General features: G+C 66.6%; 22 protein-coding genes. 10 read left to right on the plus strand and 12 right to left on the minus strand.

Annotated features, from left to right (window positions below):
• The first annotated feature begins 109 nt into the window (after nucleotides 1–109).
• The 5 genes from C7I55_RS18950 (at nucleotide 110) to C7I55_RS18970 (ending at nucleotide 8,389) form a co-directional block, all read left to right on the plus strand.
• Nucleotides 110–1,342, plus strand: coding sequence for an AAA family ATPase (locus C7I55_RS18950; protein ID WP_106514574.1), 1,233 nt, complete (start codon nucleotides 110–112; stop codon nucleotides 1,340–1,342).
• A 41-nt stretch (nucleotides 1,343–1,383) separates the two neighbouring features.
• Nucleotides 1,384–1,794 carry a hypothetical protein gene (locus C7I55_RS18955; RefSeq protein WP_146151077.1) on the plus strand — a complete coding sequence of 137 codons (411 nt, stop codon included), beginning with the start codon at nucleotides 1,384–1,386 and terminating at the stop codon, nucleotides 1,792–1,794.
• Complete coding sequence (locus C7I55_RS18960) at nucleotides 1,791–3,773, plus strand: hypothetical protein (RefSeq protein ID WP_106514576.1); 1,983 nt, start codon at nucleotides 1,791–1,793, stop codon at nucleotides 3,771–3,773. The genes C7I55_RS18955 and C7I55_RS18960 overlap by 4 nt, the downstream gene beginning before the upstream one ends.
• A 616-nt stretch (nucleotides 3,774–4,389) precedes the next feature.
• Complete coding sequence (locus C7I55_RS18965; RefSeq protein ID WP_146151078.1) at nucleotides 4,390–6,741, plus strand: hypothetical protein; 2,352 nt, start codon at nucleotides 4,390–4,392, stop codon at nucleotides 6,739–6,741.
• Nucleotides 6,742–7,273: 532 nt separating this feature from the next.
• Nucleotides 7,274–8,389 (plus strand): sensor histidine kinase, encoded by a 1,116-nt coding sequence (locus C7I55_RS18970; protein WP_106514578.1) that lies wholly within the window; start codon nucleotides 7,274–7,276, stop codon nucleotides 8,387–8,389.
• 24 nt (nucleotides 8,390–8,413) lie between these two features.
• On the opposite strand, the gene C7I55_RS28245 is transcribed toward C7I55_RS18970, so the two are convergent.
• The 4 genes from C7I55_RS28245 to C7I55_RS18990 form a co-directional block, all read right to left on the minus strand.
• Nucleotides 8,414–8,767, minus strand: a complete 354-nt coding sequence (locus C7I55_RS28245) for a response regulator transcription factor (RefSeq protein WP_158266498.1) — start codon at nucleotides 8,765–8,767, stop codon at nucleotides 8,414–8,416.
• A 121-nt stretch (nucleotides 8,768–8,888) separates the two neighbouring features.
• Entirely contained in the window at nucleotides 8,889–9,401 is a 513-nt protein-coding gene (locus C7I55_RS18980; protein ID WP_106514580.1) for a DUF6438 domain-containing protein, read from the minus strand.
• Between the two features lie 86 nt (nucleotides 9,402–9,487).
• Nucleotides 9,488–10,000, minus strand: coding sequence for a hypothetical protein (locus C7I55_RS18985; RefSeq protein ID WP_199192916.1), 513 nt, complete (start codon nucleotides 9,998–10,000; stop codon nucleotides 9,488–9,490).
• A gap of 31 nt (nucleotides 10,001–10,031) precedes the next feature.
• Nucleotides 10,032–10,343, minus strand: a complete 312-nt coding sequence (locus C7I55_RS18990) for a hypothetical protein (RefSeq protein ID WP_106514581.1) — start codon at nucleotides 10,341–10,343, stop codon at nucleotides 10,032–10,034.
• A gap of 510 nt (nucleotides 10,344–10,853) precedes the next feature.
• Here C7I55_RS18990 and C7I55_RS19000 point away from each other — a divergent pair.
• Both C7I55_RS19000 and C7I55_RS19005 read left to right on the plus strand, forming a co-directional pair.
• Nucleotides 10,854–11,717 (plus strand): alpha/beta hydrolase, encoded by an 864-nt coding sequence (locus tag C7I55_RS19000; protein ID WP_106514583.1) that lies wholly within the window; start codon nucleotides 10,854–10,856, stop codon nucleotides 11,715–11,717.
• A gap of 191 nt (nucleotides 11,718–11,908) precedes the next feature.
• Nucleotides 11,909–12,838, plus strand: coding sequence for a DUF6065 family protein (locus tag C7I55_RS19005; RefSeq protein ID WP_199192918.1), 930 nt, complete (start codon nucleotides 11,909–11,911; stop codon nucleotides 12,836–12,838).
• Nucleotides 12,839–12,897: 59 nt separating this feature from the next.
• Here the strand turns inward: C7I55_RS19005 and C7I55_RS19010 are convergent, their stop codons facing one another.
• Nucleotides 12,898–13,581, minus strand: coding sequence for a hypothetical protein (locus C7I55_RS19010; protein ID WP_106514584.1), 684 nt, complete (start codon nucleotides 13,579–13,581; stop codon nucleotides 12,898–12,900).
• 172 nt (nucleotides 13,582–13,753) lie between these two features.
• A complete protein-coding gene (locus tag C7I55_RS19015) occupies nucleotides 13,754–14,557 on the minus strand; it encodes a phytanoyl-CoA dioxygenase family protein (protein ID WP_106514585.1) in 804 nt (267 codons plus the stop codon).
• 355 nt (nucleotides 14,558–14,912) lie between these two features.
• On the opposite strand from C7I55_RS19015, the gene C7I55_RS19020 reads away from it, so the two are divergent.
• Complete coding sequence (locus tag C7I55_RS19020; RefSeq protein ID WP_146151079.1) at nucleotides 14,913–15,284, plus strand: Rap1a/Tai family immunity protein; 372 nt, start codon at nucleotides 14,913–14,915, stop codon at nucleotides 15,282–15,284.
• Between the two features lie 388 nt (nucleotides 15,285–15,672).
• On the opposite strand, the gene C7I55_RS19025 is transcribed toward C7I55_RS19020, so the two are convergent.
• The 3 genes from C7I55_RS19025 to C7I55_RS19035 all read right to left on the minus strand — a co-directional run bounded on the left by C7I55_RS19025 (nucleotide 15,673) and on the right by C7I55_RS19035 (nucleotide 16,949).
• Nucleotides 15,673–15,996: a hypothetical protein gene (locus C7I55_RS19025; protein ID WP_106514587.1), complete on the minus strand. Its 324-nt coding sequence runs from the start codon at nucleotides 15,994–15,996 to the stop codon at nucleotides 15,673–15,675.
• Nucleotides 15,997–16,072: 76 nt separating this feature from the next.
• Nucleotides 16,073–16,516: a DUF5991 domain-containing protein gene (locus C7I55_RS19030; protein WP_146151080.1), complete on the minus strand. Its 444-nt coding sequence runs from the start codon at nucleotides 16,514–16,516 to the stop codon at nucleotides 16,073–16,075.
• Nucleotides 16,517–16,556: 40 nt separating this feature from the next.
• Nucleotides 16,557–16,949 (minus strand): hypothetical protein, encoded by a 393-nt coding sequence (locus C7I55_RS19035; RefSeq protein ID WP_106514589.1) that lies wholly within the window; start codon nucleotides 16,947–16,949, stop codon nucleotides 16,557–16,559.
• Between the two features lie 259 nt (nucleotides 16,950–17,208).
• Between C7I55_RS19035 and C7I55_RS19040 the strand changes: the two genes are divergently transcribed.
• The gene (locus C7I55_RS19040; RefSeq protein ID WP_158266499.1) at nucleotides 17,209–18,336 is read left to right on the plus strand and encodes an AI-2E family transporter; all 1,128 of its coding nucleotides are present in this window, start codon (nucleotides 17,209–17,211) and stop codon (nucleotides 18,334–18,336) included.
• A gap of 23 nt (nucleotides 18,337–18,359) precedes the next feature.
• Here C7I55_RS19040 and C7I55_RS19045 read toward each other — a convergent pair whose 3' ends face one another.
• The 3 genes from C7I55_RS19045 to C7I55_RS19055 form a co-directional block, all read right to left on the minus strand.
• The gene (locus C7I55_RS19045; RefSeq protein WP_106514591.1) at nucleotides 18,360–19,955 is read right to left on the minus strand and encodes an alkaline phosphatase D family protein; all 1,596 of its coding nucleotides are present in this window, start codon (nucleotides 19,953–19,955) and stop codon (nucleotides 18,360–18,362) included.
• 260 nt (nucleotides 19,956–20,215) lie between these two features.
• Complete coding sequence (locus C7I55_RS19050; RefSeq protein ID WP_158266500.1) at nucleotides 20,216–20,956, minus strand: hypothetical protein; 741 nt, start codon at nucleotides 20,954–20,956, stop codon at nucleotides 20,216–20,218.
• Between the two features lie 112 nt (nucleotides 20,957–21,068).
• Complete coding sequence (locus C7I55_RS19055) at nucleotides 21,069–21,647, minus strand: TMEM175 family protein (protein ID WP_106514593.1); 579 nt, start codon at nucleotides 21,645–21,647, stop codon at nucleotides 21,069–21,071.
• A gap of 161 nt (nucleotides 21,648–21,808) precedes the next feature.
• On the opposite strand from C7I55_RS19055, the gene C7I55_RS19060 reads away from it, so the two are divergent.
• The gene (locus tag C7I55_RS19060; protein WP_106514594.1) at nucleotides 21,809–22,207 is read left to right on the plus strand and encodes a hypothetical protein; all 399 of its coding nucleotides are present in this window, start codon (nucleotides 21,809–21,811) and stop codon (nucleotides 22,205–22,207) included.
• The last annotated feature ends 161 nt before the right edge of the window (nucleotides 22,208–22,368 follow it).

Here is a 22,368-nt window from a genome sequence, read left to right on the forward strand (position 1 = left end):
ATCGCGCCGCCTGACATTCTTTCGCTCCCCTGCGGGTTCGTTCACACATTTCCCCCGGTTCGAGGCTAGTCCTGGCGGCTAGGGTGGCGAATCAGGGCAGGGGTGGCGAATGCAGCTTGAAGACGGACGAACACAGGGAACGCCCGACGACGGGATCGCGCATGCAATCAGCCGGATCAATGCGCAGCTGGATCTGCTGAGCGCCCGCTTTGTCGGGCGACGCGCGCTTCTCGAACTGATCATGCTCGGCCTCATCGCGCGCGAGCATGTGCTGCTCGTCGGGCCGCCGGGAACCGGCAAATCCGCTGCGGTCCAGTCGATCGCGACCGCCATCGATGCGAGCTTCTTCGAATATCTGATCGGCCGGTTCACCGAACCGTCCGAACTCTTCGGAGCGCTGGACCTCGATGCTCTGAAAGACGGGCAGATCAGGCCCGTGACCAGCAACATGCTTCCAGAGGCTGAAATTGCTTTCCTGGACGAGATCTTCCTCGGGTCGACGGCAATCTTGAATTCCCTGCTGAAGATCTTGAACGAGCGAACCTATCGGCGCGGTCAGTACAGCGTGAAAACCCCTTTGCTTTCGTGCGTCGCCGCATCGAATGCGATGCCGGAGGATCCGCTGCTCGCCGCCTTCGCCGACCGCTTCCTCGTCACGATGTTCGTCGATCCGGTGGGGGAGAACGAGCTCCCCGATCTCCTGAAGACCGGCTGGCGCGAGACCGGTGCCGGTGCTGTTCCGATCGCGCCGCTTCCCAAATCGCTGTTCGCCAGCCTTCATGCAGCGGCGGTTGCGATCGACATGGACGAGGTCACCGAAGCCTATGCGCATATCGTGCGGAAGGTCAGGCTGATCGGCGTCGTCCTGTCGGACCGCAAATTGGTGAAGGGGCAAACCTTGATCGCCGCCGCGGCGCTGCTGCGCGGCAGCCGGGTCGCTGGACCGGAAGATCTGTGGCCGGTAACCTACCTGGTCCAGTCCAGGTCTCAGCAGGAGGAGGTGCGCGAATTGCTCCACGTCGAGCTTCAGCACAGCCGCAATCCAGTGCTTTCGAACAGCGTCGCTGACGCGACTTACGGCCCCACTGCGCATGCCGCGGCTTTGGCGGAACAGGCGGCCTTGCTGCTTGAATCCCGACCTGCGCTGCCAACCGATCCGTTGCACGAACGTTGGCTGGTGCGGCTGGAAACGATGCAGACCCGGATCGACGCCGCGTTCGATCGGACATCGCTTCCGCAGCAATTGCGGCCGGTCCACGCCAGCATTGAAAGCCTGCTTGCGCGCCATGGCCCCGCTGCGGCCGGTGCGGCCGCCGAAGACGGACCTCGCGAGCCGGCCTGATGCACTGGTGCCGCATCGATCCTGTCCAAGAGGTTGGGGCATTGCTCGCGACCGGCAGCGACGCACGCGCTCGCGTCGCCGCGTGCTTCGCCGAGAAGTCGGCCTTGTTTCACGCCCTTCCGGTCGGACATGGTGAAGATTGGGTAGCGATCTTTGCAGCGCCGCTTGAAGGTGAGCGCGACCCCGTGCTTCCGCGACTGGCCGGATCGATCCCGCTTTACCGGGTGGTCAGCGGCTGGTGGTTCCCCGTCGGAACCCGCTTGGACGTGCCGGACCACGCGCGCGCCGCCATACTCGCGGAGCTCCTCGACCGCCATGACTTCGGCCTTCCTGCTATCGTAATCCCGAGAATGGGATTGGATGGCCGCGGTCGCGAAGCAGACATCTATTGTTGCGGGAATCCGGTGCCGTTTTCTGATTCCGAGCTCGCGGCACCGGAGGATCGGGCATGAGCCGCCATCCGGATGCGGACGTCACGGCCGATCGGATACCTGCCGCTTACGCACCGTTTCAGCCCGTGCTGGAGCGGCTTTCGGAACCGCTCCGGCGCCTTCTCAACGGCCAGCTGGAGCAGTTCGAGCATCTCTTCCCGACGCTTACGGCTGCTCGGTCGGCTCCGCAGGGAAAGTTCGAAGGGCTTGGCGGCCTTACCCCTCGCGGCGAGGTGTCGCACATCCTGCAAAGCGAATTGCTGCTGCGGACCGAGGCACCCCTCGAGTTCCTGCGCCGGCTTGCCGAGTCGGAGACCCTCTTCCTCGAGAGGCAGTTTACCGATCGCGGTGCGCAATGGGTTTACCGTGTCGCCCTCTCGATCGGCCCGGCTATTCTCGGACACGGTCGCATCGTCGCCCTTGCGGCACTGTTCTTCGTCGCCCGGGTGGCGCGTGAGCGTGGCGCCGAATTCCACTGGTGCATCCTGCCACGGGCGGATGGGCCGTTGTGGTTCGACGAGCTGTCAGTCGGCACGGTCAAACGCTTTCTGCGCGCGGTAAGCTATCAGGAGGCCGACGCCGGGGCGCTGCAGCAAGCCCATGACGTCTGGTGCCAGCTGGAGCCGCACGCCCTTGAGAAGCGGCGGATCGAGACCGTCGATTGGGTGATAGGTGCCGAACAGCGCCACCGCACTGGGCGCAGCAGGTCCGCTTCGGCGGTTGGCGCCACAGCCAACGCATTTTCCTTTCTGCTGCTGCCACCAATCCCTGGAGCGCCCCGATCCGTGCAGATCGCCGTTCGTCGCGGCGCTCGGGAACAGGCACGAGCGGTGATCCTCTTTCCAGACGACCGAATGTGCGTCTCGGCGCTCGAAAACCCGTTTGCCTCGCATGTCCCCGGACATGCGGCAGGCCGGGAGGTCACGCCTGTCCCGCCGCTTGACGGCTGGGAACCGCGATATCTTGTGGTTTCGGGTAAGTTGCGGCTGGTCCGGCTGCAGGACGGACTTCTGATCCTGGAGTGGGAACGCAAGGCGGGGATCGTCCGAAGCTACTTCATGCCCGTGGAGCCGGCCTGCGACCTTGTCGGCGTGCGGGTGAATGAGGGCCTGCTCTCGACCGTGGTTCGTACCGGGCGAGCAGAATCCGACCGGCTGAGCCTTCGCAGATATCAGATGTTCGCACAGCAAGATCCTGCATGTATCAGCGCGCGTTCGAAGGAGGTGCCGACCGCGCAGCTCTTCCGCAACCGAAATTCGTTCACGATCCCCCCGCTGAGCATCGACCAGGCCGCCGAATTCTACGCAGTGTCGGGACAGGCTTACCGGCTCGGCTTCTCGGCGGGCACCAAGGAGCTCGATTTCTCGCCGCTCTACAATGCCCCGAAGACATTGCTTGCTACCATGCTCTATCGTGTGATCGCGGATCGGGCAGGTGGGAGAACGGTCCTGCGCGTGATCAAGAACTGGCAGTCGGTAGTCGACGAATTCCCGCTGCCCGAGGATCATGATCTGCCCGATCAGCTTCATGGACTTGTCTACACGCGGGGCGATCGAAGCCTCGCCTACAGCGTCAAGGGCGGCACATGGAACGTCCCGAGCGGAGGCGCGACGGGTGCGGGACCTGTGAGAACGCTCACGGTCGGCCCGCATGAGGTCGTGCTTTCCGCAAAGCAGAAGGATGAGGGGATCTGGGCCCGCTTGTGGTCGGATGCGCGCCACGGCGGTGATGGCACAGTTCGCTCGATCCGGCAGGTCGATGGAACGACCAGCTTGCGCAACGGATCGCTGAAACTCGGCAGCGACGCCCCGTCGGTCGTCAAGATCGAGGCGGCCGACGACGGCCTCTGGGCGCTCACGGTCGACGATGACGGCGTGCCTGCCGAGTTGCTACGCTATCATCAGAACAAGCGCGAGGCGAAATACCAGTGCACCCGCTTCGCGCTCGCGGACCTGCGCGCAACCGCAATTCTGATCGACCCGGAGGCGAGTGATGCCTGATCAGAGCTACGCGGCACGCCGCGCGGAACAGCTTGTCAACCGCGCGTTCCCCGATCATCCGACCCTTCCACCGACACTTGCGTGCGACGGAGTCGCGTTCGTGATCGACGCGGGCGAGCCCGCTCCAGACCTTCGTCCGCTACGCGATCGCGTCTTCCAGATCCGCAGAGGGCCGCTTACGACGCTCGGGAAGGGCCCTGATCTCGTCCTGGTGACGTTTACCTGCCCGACACATCTCGACCCAGGGTGTCTAGCGCGCGCCCTGCCGCTCGCCGGGTCTTCAGCGGGAACCCTGCGCAGCTTCGCCGAAGCCGGTACGTGGGCCGACGATCGCGATCGTGCCCGGCCGGGCCATGTCCATCGGCGGGTCGAGCTGTGGTGGGGCGGATCGCGGCATCTTATCGCGGTCGAGGCGCTGCCTGCCATCTCGATTGCGACTCTCTGGGACATGCCGAGCGTGACGGTGCACCGCCCGGTCACCCGCATCGTCGGGGTGTCACCGGGCCGGCGAACCAGCCGATCGGGGATGCCGATCGGCGAACATCGCACGGGTCCGTCTCGAGTCTCGCACGCACGAATACCACTCGCGCATGGCGGGAAGGACGTCGTCGCCGAGATGGACGCCTACCTCGAGGATCTGCAGACCCGTACCAGATTATCGTCGATCCTCCGCCAGGTTGGCGCGCGGCTGCGTGGTGCCATGCCTTCGGAGCAGGCCCGGCAAGAGCCGGGTATCCTGCAGAATCTCGCCGGCTGGCTTCGTTGGCACAGTCCGTTCGGCAATTCGATTCAGCGGCAGTTCGGCGAGCGCGTGTCTCACGTCGACCGACTGATTGCGAGCGGCAATATCGACGCGGCGCTAAAGCTCGCGCTCAGGCTCGGCGCGCAAAAGGCCGGAGCGAAACCGCCGTCCCGGTTTCCGGCCCAGCTGCCCCGGGCACGCGCGACGCTCGACTTCGATGTCGCACCGACACTGCATTCCGCGCCCATTCTCGGCGACGGCACATTCTACCATGTGCGGCAGCGTTATCTCGAGCTCGCCCGGCGTCTCGAGAAAGAAGGGGATTGGCGGCGCGCCGCCTACATCCACTCCCAGTTGCTGGCCGACAATCGGGAGGCGGTACTCGTGCTCGAGCGCGGCGAGCAATATGCGGAGGCCGCGAAACTGGCGCTGGGCGCGCGGCTCCAACCGGCACTGACCATCCGGATGCTGTTCAAGGATGGGCAGCGCGATGCGGCCCTGGCGCTTGCCAGGCGAACCGGGTGCTTCGAACAACTGGCCGAAGACAGCCGCGGCAAGGATGCGACGTACCACGCTTATGTGGTGAAGGCCTGGACCGACATGCTGGTGTCGACGGGACAGATACTGCGCGCTTTGCAGGTGACCGACGCGCTCGCCAGGGAAGCCGGTACGGGTGAGGCGCTGTTGCCCGTCCGACAGCGCTGGCTCGCGGCGGCGGTTGCCGCTGAGGAGCCCACCGAGCTAGGCGGGGAACTGCTCGCGCGGGCCTTGTTCGCGGCATCATGGCGAGACGAGGGCATCGACATACGGATGCTCGACACCTTTCCTTTCATCCCGGTCTCTTCGGATGGAGGCCCGTTTGCGAAAGCCTTGGCGTCCCTGCAACACCTCGCACGCGGCGAGGCCGAGGATGCTGCCGAGCGGCTGATCGCGCTTATCGCCGACTTCATGCGGATCGGCGCGCCGGATGCAATCGAGCAGAAATCCTTCTGGCGCGGCGCGGCCCCACGGCTGATCGAACCTCTCGCCAGGTCGATCTTTGAACATGCCTCCGCACGCCTGAAGCCTGCCGATCTCAAATCTCTCCAGGCTCTGCTGCGCATCGCGGGATTGCCGGTGCTCGCGGCCGACGTCATGAAGCTGACGAAACTGCATCAGGCGATCTCCGCGCCCGCCTTGAGCTGGCGGGTTCCACCGCCGTCCGTCATACGTCCGGCGATCCGCAGCGCCTGCCTGCTTGCCACCGGGACGATGCTGATCTGGCGCGAAAGCGATGTTCTCGAGTTGCTTGACCGTTATGGCGCAAGCTTGTGGCGGCAAAGCGTGAGCGGAATCGTGGGTCTGGTGCCGATCGGTGCCAGTCCCAACGTCATCCTGATCCAGCGGCAGCCCGATGGTTCGGCCTTGTTGACCCGGCTCGCTTCCCACCGACGAACGCTTCATCCCATCGGCTCGGTCGCGCTGGCGGCACATCACGACGTTACCTCCGAAAGCCAATGGCTCGTACAGATCGGCGGCGAGATCGGTGCCATCGACCTCGTCAAGATGTGTGCACCCGCGCCGCAGATCGAGTTCCTGTGGTCGTGTGCGCTCACCGATCGACTTCAGGCGCGTGGCTTCGCCCATCAGGCCGGTGGTTGCAGCTGGATAACCCAAGACATGTCCGCGGAGCGTTTCGGGATCACCGAGATTTGGACGTTCCGCCCCTCGGGAGAGCTGGTGGCGAGTCTCTGTCTGCCAGGATCTTCATCCGGAGATGAGTCTGGGCCTCATGCCACCGAGTGGTTCTGGGACTCGAACGCGGAAAGGGGGCGGCTGGGGAGTGTCGACTCAGGCCGTTGGATGAGGGTCGTGCCGTGGAGCGAAGACGGGGAGGACCAAGCGCGTGCCCTGGCCTCAGCCCGGCGCAAAGCCGGGCTCGAGGTTCGTTATGACGTCCAACCCTGCGACTTTGCCCGGTCGTTCGTTCGCATCGCGAAGGCGCAGCCCGGCGAAGCCGATGGACCGTCCCAAATCGACATTCTGGCTCCATGTTCGGGGAAGCCGCTGATCACACTCGTGCAGGATGACGGCGCCCCGTTGACCTGTCTCTTCCGCGCCGCCGATAGCGATTCCGGCAGCGCCCGCGCAAACAGCACGCAGCGGGCGTCAACCTTGCTTTTCGGCGACGAGGCGGGCCGTCTCTTTATCGTGCGTCCGCATGAACGGCGGGTAAGCGTAATCTAGCTCTGCTCTCGACCATGCTTCAGGGGCGCGCTTCCATATGGATCTCCGCGCGTCGCCGGGCCATAGGAACAGGCCCGAGCGCCCCCCGATCGGGATTGGTGATGGAGCGCACGTGGCGAATCTTCGGATAAAATTGTTGTTCGGCCTGGCGCTGGTCGCCTGGTTCGCGATGCTGTGGCTGATGTTCGGCGACGTGCTCTGAAACGGACCTCCGCCCCATCGCGGCGCCGCACGATCGCCATTTCACCCGATAGGCGCATCCCGGCGCTCCAGACGCCTCTGCCGCACAGCCGCGGCTGGCGGACGGGGAAGGTTGCATGAACCTTAGGTCGATGGTTCCGATGCGGGTGCAGGTCCGCCCTGGCGCTGATCCCCGGCTCGTTCGGGCTGCGCGCGCTGGCGCGATCTGATCGACGTGCTTGCGGCCGCCTCCCCTCTCTTGTGCGGCCCCTTGCCGGTCCCCAGGCCACGGCGCTAAGGGGAACAGCTTGCCGTACCGCGGGTTTTTTTCGAAAGCAGGGAAGGCGGGACGATGAGCATGCTTGCCGATACGATCGAGCATCGCCCGATCGAACAGTGCGCGCCCGATGAGTTGCTGGGCGCCTTGTTCGCCCAAGCTCCGGGCTTCATGGCGGTAACGCGCGGAGCCGAGCATCGCTACATCCTCGTTAACGAGGAATATAGGCGGTTGGCCGGCCGCGATCCCTCCGGCTCGACGATGGCGGAGGCGCTCCCCGAGCTCGTCGGCCAGGGCATCGTCGCGATGCTCGATCGCGTGCTCGACACCGGCAAGGCGTTCGTCAGTCGCGATTTCCGCGTCCGGCTCAACGTCGCAGGTGCGTGGGAGGAACGGGTGCTCGATTTCGCCGCCCAGCCGATTCGCCGGGCGGACGGCAGCTTCGAGGATATTCTCTGCTTCGGCTACGATGTCACCGAGCGGGTCAATCAGCATCTTCGCGCGACCCGGCTGCAGCAGGAGTTGAAGCGCGCGGCGCAGGCGGCGGCGATGGGCACGATGGCATCGACCCTCGCCCACGAGCTCAACCAGCCGCTCGCGGCCGCCGCGGCCTATCTCGCGGCGGCGCGCCGCGCCAGCGAACGCAAGCTCTGCGAGGCCGCGTCCGAGACGATCGCGCTTGCCGAGGCTCAGGTGCAGCGTGCCGGCGATATCATCCGCCGTACCCGGATGCTGCTCACCGAGGCACGACCGCGGCGCGAGCGTGCGGAATTGCGGTCGATGATCGACGATGCACTCGAAGTGATGAGAGCGTCGGGGAATCTGGAGGACATCGCCGTGTCCGTCGCGCTCGAGGATCCCGATGTCGCGCTTGACGTCGATCGCGTGCAGATCGAGCAGGTGCTGCTCAATGCGCTTCGCAACGCCAGCGAAGCAATGGCGCGGTCTCCGGAGAAGAAACTGGCAATCGAGGCGTGCCGCGCGGGCTCGAGCGTGCGTCTGACCATCACCGACAGCGGCGGCGGCCTTGCCAGCAACATCGATCCGTTCGAAGCCTTTCAGAGCGCCAGCGGCGGGCTCGGCATCGGCCTGTCGATTTCGCGGACGATCATCGAGGCGCATGGCGGGACCATCAGCCTCGATGATGAGGGAGGCCGCGGGGCGGCTCTGACGCTGACGCTGCCACTCTGATCGGCGCGCACGCATTTCAGGGTGTCAGGCGGGCGGCTGGCTCTGTTTGAGACACTGCTGCAAGGTTTCGAGCATGCGCTCGCCCATGAACGGCTTCTCGATGATCTCGGCCAGCGGAAAGGGGAGCGTCGGTGGGATGTCGTCGATACGCGCCGACATGATGATGATCGGCCAGTCATAGCCGGCCGCGCTGAACCGGGTGGCGGCTTCGACGCCGCCCATCACGGGCATCTGAAGATCGAACATCACGCACCCGGGCTCGAGCGTCGCCAGCGAGTCCAGGAAATCCGTTGCCTGGTCGAAGCAGCGCACCTGGTACCCCGCCATCTCCAGATAGGCCTTGATCGAATCGGCCACCAGATCGTCGTCGTCGATCACATATATCCTGGACGTCATTGGCAATCGGCGCTCCGTGATCGGGTGGCGCATACCGCCACGGAAAAGGGATGCGCGCAAGCCTGCCGCATCCGTCCGTCCCCGGAAGCTGATCCGCGGGCGATCAGAAATCGGTCGCCCGGCCGACGAATGCATCGACGGGAAGCAGCCGCCGCGCCGCCGAAAGGCTCGCGCGAAGCTCTGCAAAGCGCTCATCCCGGCAGCCGAGATCGAATGCGAGCGAGACGGGCTCGCGATTGCTGCCCATCCAGGTGACGGTTACGACTTGCTGGTCGGTCGCGTAGAGGGTGCATTGCGGGTGCGAGATCGTCTCGCTGTGCGCTGGGCGCACGCGCGCCAGCCTGTCGCGAACCGCCGCGAACAAGGAAGGGGTGCCGTCGGCCGGAACGCGGCCGGACCGGGCGGTATGTTGAAGCCCCTCGAAATAGGTGATCCCGTCGGCGACGATCGACACGCTGTAGACGGGACATGTGCCGCGGCACGGGCCGATCTCATAAACGATCCGGTCGACATCGGCCGGCGCTGCCTTGGCGCTCGGACGCGGCGTCGCCGTGGAGCAGCCGGCGACGAGCGCGCAGGCGGCGAGAAGGGCGGAACGAGGCAGGAAAAGACGCAACACGAACTCCTTGTTCGAAAGCAGGTGGCTCTTAGACGCCGCCGACCTCCGGCAACCGCATCTGCGGCAACCCTCGTAGCCGCCGCTTATCGCCCGACGATCGATGTCCGGACGACGGGAAGAAGCGCGTCGATTTGACGCCGTGCGGTTTCCCCATCGGCGGCGACCGATCGTATCGTCAGAAGATCACCGTCACGGATCAGGATGGCGGTCGCGGCGGCGCTGGAGCCGATCGTCCAGCGGCTTACCCAACCGACCGCCGGCGCAACCTCGAGAGCCGAAATCCGGCATTCCTCGCTCCGCAGCCGGCAAAGCTTCTCGAGATCGGCGACCGTCGTCGTGCCTGCACGTACCCTTTGCTCCGTGCCGTCGGTCTGCCGGCCGAACTCGATGCTGACGATCGGTTCGCCGGAGCAGGCGGAGCAGGTGAGTATCAGACGGCCGTCGCGAGCCTGGCCGCTGAAGCCTTCGCCCAGCGCCCGGCTCGCCGCGGTCTCGAGCCGGGCGAGATCCTTGTCCGCGAAGCCTTTTGCGCCGCCAGGCGACGCCGCGACCGAAGCGAGAACAAGCGCGACCGCAACTTGGAGAAGAGTCCGCATAGACTGGGCATCCAAAGCGGTAACCGCCGGATCAGCGATCGACCAGGGCGGTCAGCCGGTGCAGGAACGGCCGGTGCTCGACCAGTCCGCGCTGCGCGTCGGAGAAGATGCCGCCGCACATTCCCGGCAGCAGGATCTCGACCTTGGCCAGATCCTCGAGCTTGCGGAGATCGACGTGGATCCGCAGCTTGCCGTCATATTCGAAGCTGATTTCCGCATCTTCGGGGCACAGAGCGGCGACCGCCTGGGTGATCCGCTTGAGCTCGTCCGAAACGATGGCGGTCTTGGCCGGGGCGGAAATCTGCCCCACGACCGGATTTGCGGCAGCCTCGGCTCCCCCCATGTGACGCTCCTTCAACACCTGTGACGCTTGAGGGCGGCAGGTTCCCCGGTTCCGGGGCGAAGCGCAATCCCCCTTATCGGGTGTTTCGCCGCATTTGCGACACGCCGCTGCAGGTTCGTCGTCTCAAAGCGCATGTCCGTCGACCGATGGTGGCGCGCCCCGGCACGTTCGGCGAGGGGGCGCGCGAAAGGATCGGCGAGGGTGATGACGAAGGGGTACGATGCGGCGTGCGCAGGCGCGGAGCCAGGCTTGAGTCCGGACCGGAAGTCCGCTGCCCCGGGAGCGAAGCTGCGAGACGAGAATGCCAGGCGCGTGCAGGTGCGGGCGCAGCTCCGGAGCGACATCGACACCTGGCTGAAGCGGAGCACGGCCGATTGCGTGCCGTGCGGCATCCGGCCGCGGGTGCGCCACAGCAAATCCGACTGAACTCTCGGCCGAATACCGTTTGCGCGGGCACCGGCGCCTGCGAGGACGCTTTCCCGCTGGAAGATCGCGCTCTACCATCATGGCATGCGCTGCAGATTCCACTTCGCTGCTTTGTGCTTCGTTTTGCTGTGCATCGGCGCGCGACCGGTGGCGGCCGGGCCGATCCGGGACCGTATCTACCCGGCGCCGACCGCGCCGTTGAGCCTCTCCGGGCTCCCCGCGGGCGCTACGCTGATCGAGGTCCGCACCGCCGACGGCCTGGTGCTGAAGGGCATCGCGAGGCCTGCCCGGCCGGGCAGGCCGACCTTGCTCGTCTTCCACGGCAACGGTTCGAGCGCCGCAGACGCGATGACTTGGCTCCACGCCGTCGCCGAGCAGGGCTGGGGCATCGTCGCGGCCGAATATCGCGGCTACAGCGCCAATCCGGGAACCCCAAGCGAGACCGGGCTCGCCGCCGATGCGGATGCGTTCCACGCCTTTGCGCGGGCACAAGGCGGGCCCCTGTGGGTGGTCGGCCACAGCCTGGGCGGCGGCGTTGCTCTCGCCCTGTCGAGGCGACAGCGCCTGGATGCGGTGATCACCGTCGGCACATTCACCCGGCTGCGCGCGATGGCGCCGAAGCTCGCCCGCAGCTTCGTGCCCGATGCCTATGACAACAAGGCTGCGATTGCGGTGCTCGACGAGCCCTATTTCCTCGTCCACGGCACGCACGATGCGACCGTGCCGGTGGCGCAAGGCGAAGCGCTGCACGGTGCCGCAGGCGCCGCGAAAGCGCGCGGGGCGTCTTTCGTCGTCATCGGCGCCGATCACAAGCCGGCCGGCGCGCAGATGCTTGCGATCCTGAGCGCGGCCACCCGGATCCTTGCGGACGGGCAATATGGCGCCGATCTGGTGCCGACGGAAATCAAGCTGGTGCCGTTCGGACAGAAGCAGCCGGTGAATCCCTGATCCTGCCCTTCGCGTCTCGGCGGCTTTTCGTGCGCCGGTACCTTTCTGTCTTCCGGATCTGAGAAGCAGCACGCGATGACGCTTTACCGCGTGCAACCCGCCGCAATCAGGTTACACCATCGCGGAGCCGGCGATGACCGGCCAAGCGGCCGTGATCGGCGGGCGGCGCCGCGGCGGCTCGGGAGAGGGCGATGGAGATTGTCTGCTACGTGAAGCCCGGTTGGGCGCCGCGGATCCGGCCGGCGTCGCAAAAGCGCGACTGGATGGACGCGACGACCGACTCCTATGCCTATCGCTGCCTGCCGCTCACGATCGCCAATGCCCATGGCTGGGAAATCGTCAGCCCGTGCGGATTCGCCGCGCGGTGGGACGGCGGCGCGAGCGCGGACTCGATCGAGATCAGGCTCGATCCCGAGTGCGTCCCGCGCGAGGCACCCGTCTCGCTGTTCGGCCACGGCACGCTCACCTTTCACGTCGACGGTATCTTCCGGACGCCGGAGGGCTGGAATCTCTGGATCGGCGGCTCGCCCAACGCAGCCAAGGACGGGATCGCCGCCCTGTCCGGAGTCGTCGAGACCGATTGGTCGCCCTACACGTTCACCATGAACTGGCGCTTCACACGCGCGGGCCACTGGATCCGTTTCGAGGAGAACGAGCCTTTCTGCTTCCTCTTTCCGGTGCCGCGCGCTGGGATTGAGGCGACGATGCCGCGTGTGGCTCCGATCGCCGAGGCGCCCGAGCTCGCCGCCGAGTTCGAAGCCTGGAGCGCCGCGCGCGATGCCTTTCAGGCGCGCATCGACTCGGATCCAACCGTCCATGGCGGCGAGAGCTGGCAGAAGCTTTATTATCGCGGGGTCCGTCCGGATGGGAGCCGCGGGCCCGACGATCACAAGACGAAGCTGCGCCTGAAGCCGTTCGACGGGGCGGCCGTGTCCTTACCGGGCAGCGCGGCGATGTGTCCGTTCACCGACGTGCCACGGGACGATGTCTCGGCTCCGACGGCGGAAGAGCAGTCTCGGGAAAAGGCGTCGAGGGGGCCGGGCCTTGCGGCGGTGGGCGCCTGGCTTCGGGCGCTGGCGAAGCGCCGACGCCACGTGCCCGGACGATTGCCACTGCCGTGAACGGACGGGCGGAGCACGACGCCGCCCTCCATGGCTCCCAACTGCTTCCGCTGCTCGGCTTACTCCACCCGGAAGCTGGTGACGACCAGCCGCGCCGGACCGTCGGCATAAACGCCGTGGCCGTAGCCGGAGCCGCCGCCGAGGACGAAGCCGACCTGGTCGGCCTCGGCCAGCGCGGCGCGGAAGGCAACCGGATCGGAGCGCGCGCTGGACGTCTGGATCGCGGTCCAGGCGCCGTTCAGCGGTGCCACCATCTCGTGGTCGCCCGCCTCGATCGGCATGTGCGAGGCGAAGGTGGCGAACCAGCGATATGTCTCGAACTTGCCCCGGCCGCCCCAATTGTCGCCGGCACGCTGGAAATACAGGGTGAGGATCGCCGGACCCTTGGGCTCGGTCGACGGGATGATCTTCACCCCGGGGGCGAGCTCGACCCGGTAGCGCATCACGATTCGTGTCTTGCCGGCAAGCGAGCCGTGGCGGAACGTCACATAATGCACGCTGCCGGGATCGCGCGGCAGATCGATCTGGAACTCGCCTCCGCGGCGGGGGGTGGGGTGGAGCGGCATGTCCACCGAATAATTGCGGCCCTTGATGATCGGCCCGATCGTCCAGGCACGCGCATCGCGGCCGCTGCTGGGCGGCTCGGCGGTCGCCTCGGCTGGGCCGCCGCAGGATGCGAGCAGGGCAAAGGCGGCGAATGCGAGGGAGCGGGGAAGGGGCATGATCAGATCCTCGAACGTCATTGCGCCATCCTTAAGGTGCGCCCCTCTACCGCTGCATGAACGGACGCAGGAATCCGAGAGGCAGACCTGTGCCGGAGCAAAGTTCGACGGTTCCGTCACACTCCGAAGACGCGCGACGACGCCGGCGCGAACATCTGTCGCATCGTTGGGCGGTAGGCGGGCCCGGGCGGCGCTACTTTCCCGGCCTGCGGAGAGCATCGACGATCGCGCGCTCGACGGGCGAATGATCATGGTCGTCCCGATCGAGGCGGATCGGGTCGCGCGGCAGTAATGGCGGCTGCGCCAGGAAGCGCGGCGCAGTGCCGCGATGCGGCTGCGCGGAATGGACCAGGAAGGGATGGCAGAGATAGACCGTTCCTGCCGGGCCGGTGGCCAAAGCTTCCGGCCGGGGTGCCGACGCTGCGAAGCCGTCGGCGGCGAGCGCGCGGAGGCTCATCCCCTCCTCTCCGGCCGGCGCGAGCTGGCGTGCGATGTCGCGGTGCGATCCGGCTCGGATGCGCGTCGGGGCATCGTCGATCCCGACGTCGGAAAACAGGAACAGCATGAGGAGCGCGCGCCCGCGGCTGGTCACGTTCGCCCGCCAGTCCAGGAAATCAGGGCTTTCGGTTCCGAAGCTGACGTCGATATGCCAGCCCGTATCGCCCGGATCCTCGGGCGAGGGGAAGCGGATCGGGAAGGTGCCGAGAGCGCCCGGCGGACACCAGCGGCCGGCGCCGACCAGCCGATCGAAGGCGCGATGCAGCACCGGCGAGTTCAAGGCTGCGCGGAACGGCGCCTGACTATAGTGGCCGAGCCGGATGACGGGCCGGGTCCAGGTGGCGGGGTCGTCGGGATCGCAGCCGGTGTCGCGCCACAGAATGGCGCGAGCCTGTGCGGCGATGTCTTTCGAAAAGACGCCGTCCACGCGAACGTATCCGTCGCGGATGAACGACTCGATATCGGCCGCGCCAGGCGTGGCCTCTGGTTCCAGAACCATGTTTCTTTCCAGTCGTGCAGGGGCTGAGGGCGGCGCCGGAGGCACCGCGGGCAGATCGATCGCGATCCGCTCAGACGAGCGGGAACGCCGCCGCGCGCTGGAAGATGATGAACGTCATGGTCGGATCAGCATAAACGCCATGAGCGATGATGCAAGCGTGCGGCCGAGGCTTCCGAAGGTGTCGGCGGCGATGGCCGGAGCACCGGGGGCTGCGTGCTTTCAGCTCTGTCTGCAGGTTCGCAGTCTATGCTAGGGAGGGCCGATGCATGACGCAGCAAGAGCCGCCGCCCGGCACCGCCCCATCCATCCAGTTCGAAACGTCCTGCGGGTCGGATCCCCTCCGCGCTCGGGCTTCGTGAGGCGCAGCCTGGCCGCGGCCGCCCTGCTCGCGACGCTCGCGCCGATGCCGGCCCAGGCGGGGGACGCCGAGCCGATCGGGGACAGCGGCAATGCCTTCCTGGCGCGCTGCGGAGACGAGAAGCGCGAACCCTGCCGGGCCTATGTCAGCGGCATCGTCGATGGCCTGATCGTCGCCGGGATCGCCATGAAGACCAACCTGATCTGTCCTCCGGCGGGCGTCACGACGTCCCAGGTGCACGATCTCGTCGTCGACTTCACCCGCGGCAGCCCGGCGCTGCGACACCTGCGGACCGATGAGCTGACGTATCGCGCGCTGAAAAATGCCTTTCCGTGTCCGACGAAAAAGGCGCCGTCGAAGCGGCGGTGAACGACATCGTCGCGTCGAGGCGCAATTGACAACGGGGCTCTCCAGCGCAGAGCCGCGCGCGCTCAACAAACGATGCTGGCTCGAAGGCTGCTTCCGCACCAGCCGGCTTGCGAAATCGGTTCGTTCGTGATATGTTCCTATTCCGGGAAATGGTCTAGAAGCTTGCGATAGCGGCGATGCCGGCCGCCTCTTTGACATTGTGGTCAGACGTCCCGGCCTCGGTCGAAATTCCCCGCCTGTGGCGCCGCCCACACCGGGGAATGCGGCAGCCGCGGCCAACCTGTAAATACAGGCCGAATACAGGCTTTCATGCCGCAGCCGGCAGGTCGCAGGGCGCACCGAGCGGCGGCGGCGACAAACATCCTCCGAGGAGATTTGGGAGCGAAGGTCAGCTCTGGCGGAACATGCGCACCATTGCGATTGCCGTGGGGATGCCGACGACTGCGCCGATGACGGCGGCGTAGAGAAGGAAGAAAACCATGGCGAAGACGACCATTCCCGTCGAGCCGCCGGGCTCGGTCAGTTGGCGGCTCTGGACAAGTGTCCAGACGGTCGCGAGTGCGAACAGTGCGAGCGCGAGGATCGGGAAGCTCAGCGCCGACCAGATGACCTGGGTGCTCAGAGAGACGCCCGGCCAACGCAGCACGATCGTTCGCGCCGCCAGGGTGGTGACCAGGAAGGCGGCGATCGCCGATCCGATGAAGAAGATCATGTCTCGCTCCCACGATGCGTCCGGGGTCGTCGCGCTGTGAGGGGACGGCCGCCGCCTCCCGGCGGCGGCCGATTCGTCACTGGCGGCGGAAGGCGACTTGCGACGGGCGGCTGCCGTCCATGCGGGTCATGCCTTGCCAACGCGTCAGCAAGCGCGGGCCGCTGCGGGTCAGGGTCAGCAATGGCTGCCCGCGGGAGAAGCGCGCCGCGCGGGCCGGGCCGTCGTAGCCGTAGAATTTGACGATCGCCGACTGCCCTTGCGGGGTCACCGTGCAGCGGATCCGCTGGCTGGTCTGAAACCCCTGGCTGACGAGGGTGCAGCCATTCCGTCCGATGGTCAGGACATGATCTACGAAGGCGGCTGGCGCCTCGCTCGGGCTGCCGCCGCCGATGCGGCCGAGCGACTCGCTGTAGGCGTAACGCCCGTACCACGTCGACAGCGGTGCCGCGGCGGCGGCGGTCGGCACCGCTGCGGCCAGGCTCAAGGCGAGGGTGGCGGCGATATTGAGCTTGCGGATCATCATCGTCTTCCTTTGTCAAAAATGGACTAAGAGGCTCTGATCAGGACCGGTGCAGCGGTTGCGGCGGGGTGAGCGGAGTAAGCGCGAAGTCTGCCCCGCCGCGCGGGGAAGGCCACATCCCGACCTGGAAGAGCTGGCGCTGGCCGCATGCATTGACGCTCCATTGCTCGTAATGCCCGCCTCGTGCCCGCACCGGCGCCGCCGGTCCGCGCGGGACATAGGAGGCGGGCATCACCCGCATTTCGGCAGAGAACACGAAAGAGCAGCCGCGGGTTGCCTTACCATAGGCGGAAAGGCGCGCGACGATGTCGGCGGCGAGCTGCGGCGTTGCCCGGGTCGTGCCGCTGGTCTTGACCGGATAGGCCTGCGCGGCGGGCGCAGCGACCAGCATGGCGACTGCAAGGGAAGTCGCGATCAGGGGGCGCAAATTCATAATGTCGGTTCCTTTCCTGTTCGGTTCGGGGCGGGTCATCCGTCCCATGTGCCTATTGAGCGTTGTTCAATTGCTATAAAATGAACAGCGCTCAATAAAGTTCCGGGTGTTTGGCGATCGCACTTGTGGGCGCTGCCATTGAGCGTGGATGGCGGCATCCCGCCCGCTATGTCCCCCGGCAGGCACGTCGGCCGTGCATCGAAGTCAGGCGCCAATCCCGGCTTGCGGAACCGCACGGGTTCACGCACGTCCAGCAGTCATGCCCAATTTCTCCGAGCAGGCTGATCAGATCAGCCATGAAACGCCGCCGATGCCGGCCACCCGCGACACGTTCGAACGCCGCACCTTCCGCGCCACCGTGATCGTATTGGCCACGCTCGCTGCGGCTTACGTGCTGTGGCAGCTGGTCGATCTTCTCCTGCTGCTGTTCGCCTGCACGCTCGTGGCGCTGATCCTGTTGACGATCACCAATGCGATCCGGCGCCGCACGCGTTTGCCGTTCGCGATCGCCCTGGGGGTGAGCGTGCTCGGCCTCCTGGCGATTGTCGGGGGCGCCTTCACCTTCTTCGGTACGACCCTTCAGGGCGAATTCGCCGAGCTCGCCACCCGGCTTCCCGCCGCCTGGGCCGATGTCGAGGCGCGGCTTCGCGGTTCGACCACGGGCGCGGCCTTGCTGGAACGCGCGCAGGGCCTTGCTCCGAGCGGGCAGACTCTGGTCAATGCCGTGACCAAGGCCCTGGCGGCCGTCGGCGGCGCCTTGTCGGGGCTTGCGATCGTGCTGGTCGGCGGTCTTTATCTGGCGGCGCAGCCAACGCTATACGCCGGAGGGCTGCTGCGGCTGGTGCCGACCGCGTCGCGGGGACAGGTCGCGGAGACGCTGGACGCGGTGACGGTGTCGCTGCGCAACTGGCTCAAGGGCCAGGCGCTCGGCATGATCTTCGTCGGCATCGCCACCGGTTTCGGATTGTGGCTCATCGGGGTGCCGGCCGCGTGGGCGATCGGCCTCGTTGCCGGGATGGCCGAGTTCGTGCCCTATCTCGGGATCTTCGTAGCGGTGATCCCGGCGACGGTGCTCGGCTTCGGTCAGGGCACGGATACGGGCCTCTGGACGATCGCCGTGCTGATCGGCGTGCAGCAGCTTCAGGGCAATCTCGTGATGCCGTTGCTGCAGAACAAGATGGTCGACCTGCCGCCCGCGATCACGATCTTCGGGATCATCGCTGCCGGGATCCTGTTCGGAGTCGCCGGCGTGCTGCTTGCGACTCCGCTGACCATCGTCGTGCTGGTCATGGTCCGCAGGCTCTATCTCGGCGAGGAAAAGCATGAAGTGCTGGCGAGCGGCGACGCGCCGCCGCCGCCGCCGCCGCCGACCACCTCGGGGGACTGAGCGCCGCCGCTTCGGCCGCGCGTTCAGGCGTCGACGAGGCGTGGCTCGCCCGGCAGGACCACCATCGTCTTGCGCGTGGTCAGCGTTCCGCCCGGCGTCGAAACTCGGTCGAGGACCTTGAATTCGGCCTGGAAACGCTCCCGATCGACATCGCAGATCAGATAGCCGCGCTGGCTGTTGACGAATTTGAGCTGGTCGTTGGCGGCCTTTATCGGAACCATGTCGGCCCGGAGATCCTCGCCGTCCCCGCCGCTGGTGATCGACGTGGCGACGAACTCGACTGCGATCGGCCGCGGCCCGGGGCGGCGGCCGTCCAGGTGGAGCTCGCCGGCGAAATTCTGATGCTCGTCGCCGGTCAGGACCACGACGTTGCTGCGCTGGCTGTCCCGGATGCCCTCGAGCAGGCGGGTACGCGGCGTGCGATAGCCTGCCCAGCTGTCGAGATTGTAGCCGGCGGAGGGGCCGGTATCGCGGTCGAGATCCATCACCATCACTTGCTGGGCAAGGACGTTCCAGCGGGCCCTGGACTGTCTCAGGCCGTCCATCAGCCACGCATGCTGGCGCGCGCCGAGCATGTCGGCCTCGCGGCGGCCAGCCTCCGCGCAGTCGCTCGCCCAGGCGCCGTCGCACGGCTGCGGGGTGCGGTATTGGCGGGTGTCGAGCAGATCGAGGTCCAGCAGGTCGCCGAAGCGGGCGCGGCGGTAGATCTGCATTGCCGGCCCGACCGGAAACGACGCGGGCCGAAGCGGCATGTGCTCGTAATAGGCCTGGGCCGCGGCCTGCCGGCGCAGCGCGAACAAGGCGGGCGGCGTGCCGTCCTGATCGACCGCCGCCGCCCAATTGTTGTCGGTCTCGTGATCGTCCCACACCGGAAGCCACGGGGCGGCAGCGTGCGCGGCCTGCAGATCGGCGTCCATCTTGTACTGGGCGTAGCGGCGACGATAATCGTCGAGCGTATAGGGCTCGTCTCCCTCATGCGGCCGCACCACCTCGACCGGACCCTCGGGGCCGTTGCGCAACCGGTTGCTGCGCCCCTCGTAGATATAGTCTCCGTAGCAGAAGACGAAGTCGACGCCTTCGGCGGCGAGCTCGCGGTGGGCGGTGAAATGGCCGGCATCATAGGCCTGGCACCCGGCAACGGCGAAGCGGAGGCGGTCGACCGCGGCGCCCGGCGCGGGCGCAGTCATCGCGCGGCCGGGGAAACTGCGTTCGCGCCCGGCAATGAAGCGATACCAATAGGGCCGGGAGGGGGCGAGGCCCGCAACTTCGACATGAACGGCATGGCCGAGTTCGGGCCGTGCGACCGCATTGCCCTTGCGCACGATTGTCTGGAACCGCTCGTCTTCGGCGACCTCCCACTGGATCTCGATGGGCTGGGCCGGCATGCCGTGGCCCGGCGCCAGCGGCTCGGGGGCAAGCCGGGTCCAGATCACGAACCCGTCCGGCATCGGCTCGCCCGACGCGACACCGAGCTGGAACGGATAGGTCCGGAAAATCGGTTGCGCGAGCGCGCTCCGCGGCAGGGGCAGAGCGAAGGCGGTCACCGCGGCGGCACCAAAGCCGCGCAGCAAGTGGCGGCGCGAGAGCGCGAGGCGGGCGGCAAGCTGCCGATCGGGCATGAGACAGACTCCAGGTAACGGGCGACGGAAGGGGCGGCGCTGTCGTGCTCAGCGTCGCGGAACGCGCTCCGCGCAGCCGGAAGGTGATGGCGTGAGGAAATCGAGACGCATCGTTCACCCGAGAGTGCGGGGCGGCCGGAGGGCCGCCGTATCAGGCGCGCTGTGCCGCGCGGCCGTTGCGCTTTCGTGACAGGAGTGGCCGTGAAGGCCTTGTTCCCGCGATGCCGCGCCTCATGCCGATAGCATTCTTTACCAGGCGATCAGTTGGCTGCGGCACCGGTCCGAAGCTTCGGTTCGAACGAGAGCCCGTCGCCGAACGTCTCCAGCGGAGGCGGCGACACGCCGGTCACCGTAGTCCAGACCACCTTCTCGGCAGCGTCATCGGCGATCGATCCAGTTGCGATCCGCGCCCGGCGGGTCAGGAAGTTCACGCTGAGCTTCTCGGTCTCGCCGCTGTTGCGCTGGAGGTGATCCTTGTCGAAGCCGATCAACCGGAACGCCGATCCGTCCCAGCGAAAGGCAAGAGCGTTGGTGTAGGTCCCCCAGCCGCCCGCGCTGCGCCAATGGCCGAGCTTCAACCGCAATATGCCGGCGCGGATCGACAACTCCCCATTGTCCAGAGGATCGTCGACGAACGGATCTTCCTGGCGCGGGATGATGGCGGTGTTGGCGACCTGCCGGGTGAAACCTTGCGGCGTCCCGAACGCCACCAGCAGCAAGCGCGGATTGGTGTCCATCGGCTCTGAGGAGAGTTCGGTGCGGACGACGCAGCCCGGATCGGCCCCCTTCAGAACGGCGACGAGATCCGGCCGCCCGTCCTTGTTGAGGTCGCCGCGGATCTCCCGCTCGACGCGCCAACCTGCCGGCGCGAAGCCCGCCGCGGACGGCGCCGTAACCGGCAAAGTGGGTTCGGCGAGCGGCGGTATGATCAATCCGCCTTCGTCCCTGTTGTCCGGAGTGCCGGTGGCGAGGCAGATTGCGGCAAGAAGGGCGACCATCACCCGCTTATGCTATCTGCGCGGGCCGCATGCCAGCGTCGTTCCTGCATGAAAGGAGACTGCGCTGCCTTGTCTACCCACGACGACCGTGGCTGCCGCGCCCGGAAGCGCGTGGTCACGCGTCGCCGATCAACCGCTCCACCCGCCGATCGGGGATCACCCAAGTGATTGCAACGGCCACGTACAGCGCCAGCGAGATTGCCGGATGCACGAAGGTCGCGGCAATCCCGGCCGCATAGAGGAGCATCGACACCCTGCCTTTGAGATCCTTGCCGAGCGCCGTCGCGAGGGTCGATCCCTCGCCCTCGTGGCGGACGAAGGTGGAGGCGAGCAGGCGGTAGGCGGTGGCGCTCATCAGCAGCACGAAGCCATAGAGTGCGACCGGCCTTGCCGCGAAATGGTTCTCGCCCATCCATGCGGTGGCGAACGGGATCAGCGACAGCCAGAACAGCAGGTGGAGATTGGCCCAGAGCAGGCCGCCCGTCACCGACCGCACGCTGTGCAGCATGTGATGGTGGTTGTTCCAGTAGATGCCGACATAGACGAAGCTCAGCACATAGCTGAAGAAGACCGGCAGCAGCCCCGCCAGATCGGCAAGCTCGGTACCGTGCGGGACCTTTAATTCCAGCACCATGATCGTGATGATGATCGCGATGACGCCGTCGCTAAAAGCTTCCAGCCTGGTCTTGTTCATGTCGTTCCCGCCCGATGGTCACCGGCCTATGGAGTTTAGACGCCCCCTGGGCAAGCCGCGAGGAACCGCGCGGGGAGATGCCAAAGCTCCCTCGACGAGGTTGCTCTGGCTCGCCGGACAAGGCTGAGTTAGGCTGCCTGATCTGCTGGAGTCTTCTGCCCATGAGACCGATCGCCGCGACTATTCTCGCCTGTGCTCTGACCATTGTTTCCGCAGTTTCGACGCCTGCGCCTGTGTCGGCGCAGGCTCCCGCGCAGCCCAATCGAAAGCCCGATCTCGGCGATGCAGTGGAGGGCGTCTACCAAGGCGACGTGATCTCCGATGCACGCGGCTCGTCTCAGTCGGACGTGACCATCACCGTGAAACGGGTCGGCAAGAATTTGGTCGAGGTGTCGAGCGACTATCCCCGTATCCCGACGGTCACGATCCCGCTCAGCCAGGCGATGAGTTCGATCGTCGCAGCGCGCGGCAATGCGGTATTCCTGATCGATCGCGCCAAGGACTCCAAGCGCCTCGACTTGACGATCGACGACGCGTCGCTGGTCGTGCGGCGGCCCTGAGGTCGGCCGGGGAGCGGCGCGCGCTTCCCATGCATTTGCGCCGAAGCCGGCCGGCCTAGAGGCAGTTCGGCCAGCCCTCCCGTTTGGACGAGGGGATCGGATCGCCGACCTGTCTCGGTACGCGCGTTCGCAAGGTCGCCGCGCTCGCCGGAGCGCGGAAG

The organism is Allosphingosinicella deserti, assembly GCF_003012735.1.
Taxonomy (GTDB): domain Bacteria; phylum Pseudomonadota; class Alphaproteobacteria; order Sphingomonadales; family Sphingomonadaceae; genus Allosphingosinicella; species Allosphingosinicella deserti.

Coding starts and splice junctions, on each gene's coding strand:
- C7I55_RS19055 (WP_106514593.1), bottom strand. CDS start 21,647: ATGAACAAGACCAGGCTGGAAGCTTTTAGCGACGGCGTCATCGCGATC.
- C7I55_RS19040 (WP_158266499.1), top strand. CDS start 17,209: ATGCCCAATTTCTCCGAGCAGGCTGATCAGATCAGCCATGAAACGCCG.
- C7I55_RS19030 (WP_146151080.1), bottom strand. CDS start 16,516: ATGATCCGCAAGCTCAATATCGCCGCCACCCTCGCCTTGAGCCTGGCC.
- C7I55_RS19025 (WP_106514587.1), bottom strand. CDS start 15,996: ATGATCTTCTTCATCGGATCGGCGATCGCCGCCTTCCTGGTCACCACC.
- C7I55_RS19035 (WP_106514589.1), bottom strand. CDS start 16,949: ATGAATTTGCGCCCCCTGATCGCGACTTCCCTTGCAGTCGCCATGCTG.
- C7I55_RS19015 (WP_106514585.1), bottom strand. CDS start 14,557: ATGGTTCTGGAACCAGAGGCCACGCCTGGCGCGGCCGATATCGAGTCG.
- C7I55_RS19060 (WP_106514594.1), top strand. CDS start 21,809: ATGAGACCGATCGCCGCGACTATTCTCGCCTGTGCTCTGACCATTGTT.
- C7I55_RS19000 (WP_106514583.1), top strand. CDS start 10,854: ATGCGCTGCAGATTCCACTTCGCTGCTTTGTGCTTCGTTTTGCTGTGC.
- C7I55_RS18985 (WP_199192916.1), bottom strand. CDS start 10,000: ATGCGGACTCTTCTCCAAGTTGCGGTCGCGCTTGTTCTCGCTTCGGTC.
- C7I55_RS18950 (WP_106514574.1), top strand. CDS start 110: ATGCAGCTTGAAGACGGACGAACACAGGGAACGCCCGACGACGGGATC.
- C7I55_RS18970 (WP_106514578.1), top strand. CDS start 7,274: ATGAGCATGCTTGCCGATACGATCGAGCATCGCCCGATCGAACAGTGC.
- C7I55_RS19045 (WP_106514591.1), bottom strand. CDS start 19,955: ATGCCCGATCGGCAGCTTGCCGCCCGCCTCGCGCTCTCGCGCCGCCAC.
- C7I55_RS19010 (WP_106514584.1), bottom strand. CDS start 13,581: ATGACGTTCGAGGATCTGATCATGCCCCTTCCCCGCTCCCTCGCATTC.
- C7I55_RS18960 (WP_106514576.1), top strand. CDS start 1,791: ATGAGCCGCCATCCGGATGCGGACGTCACGGCCGATCGGATACCTGCC.
- C7I55_RS18990 (WP_106514581.1), bottom strand. CDS start 10,343: ATGGGGGGAGCCGAGGCTGCCGCAAATCCGGTCGTGGGGCAGATTTCC.
- C7I55_RS19005 (WP_199192918.1), top strand. CDS start 11,909: ATGGAGATTGTCTGCTACGTGAAGCCCGGTTGGGCGCCGCGGATCCGG.
- C7I55_RS18965 (WP_146151078.1), top strand. CDS start 4,390: ATGGACGCCTACCTCGAGGATCTGCAGACCCGTACCAGATTATCGTCG.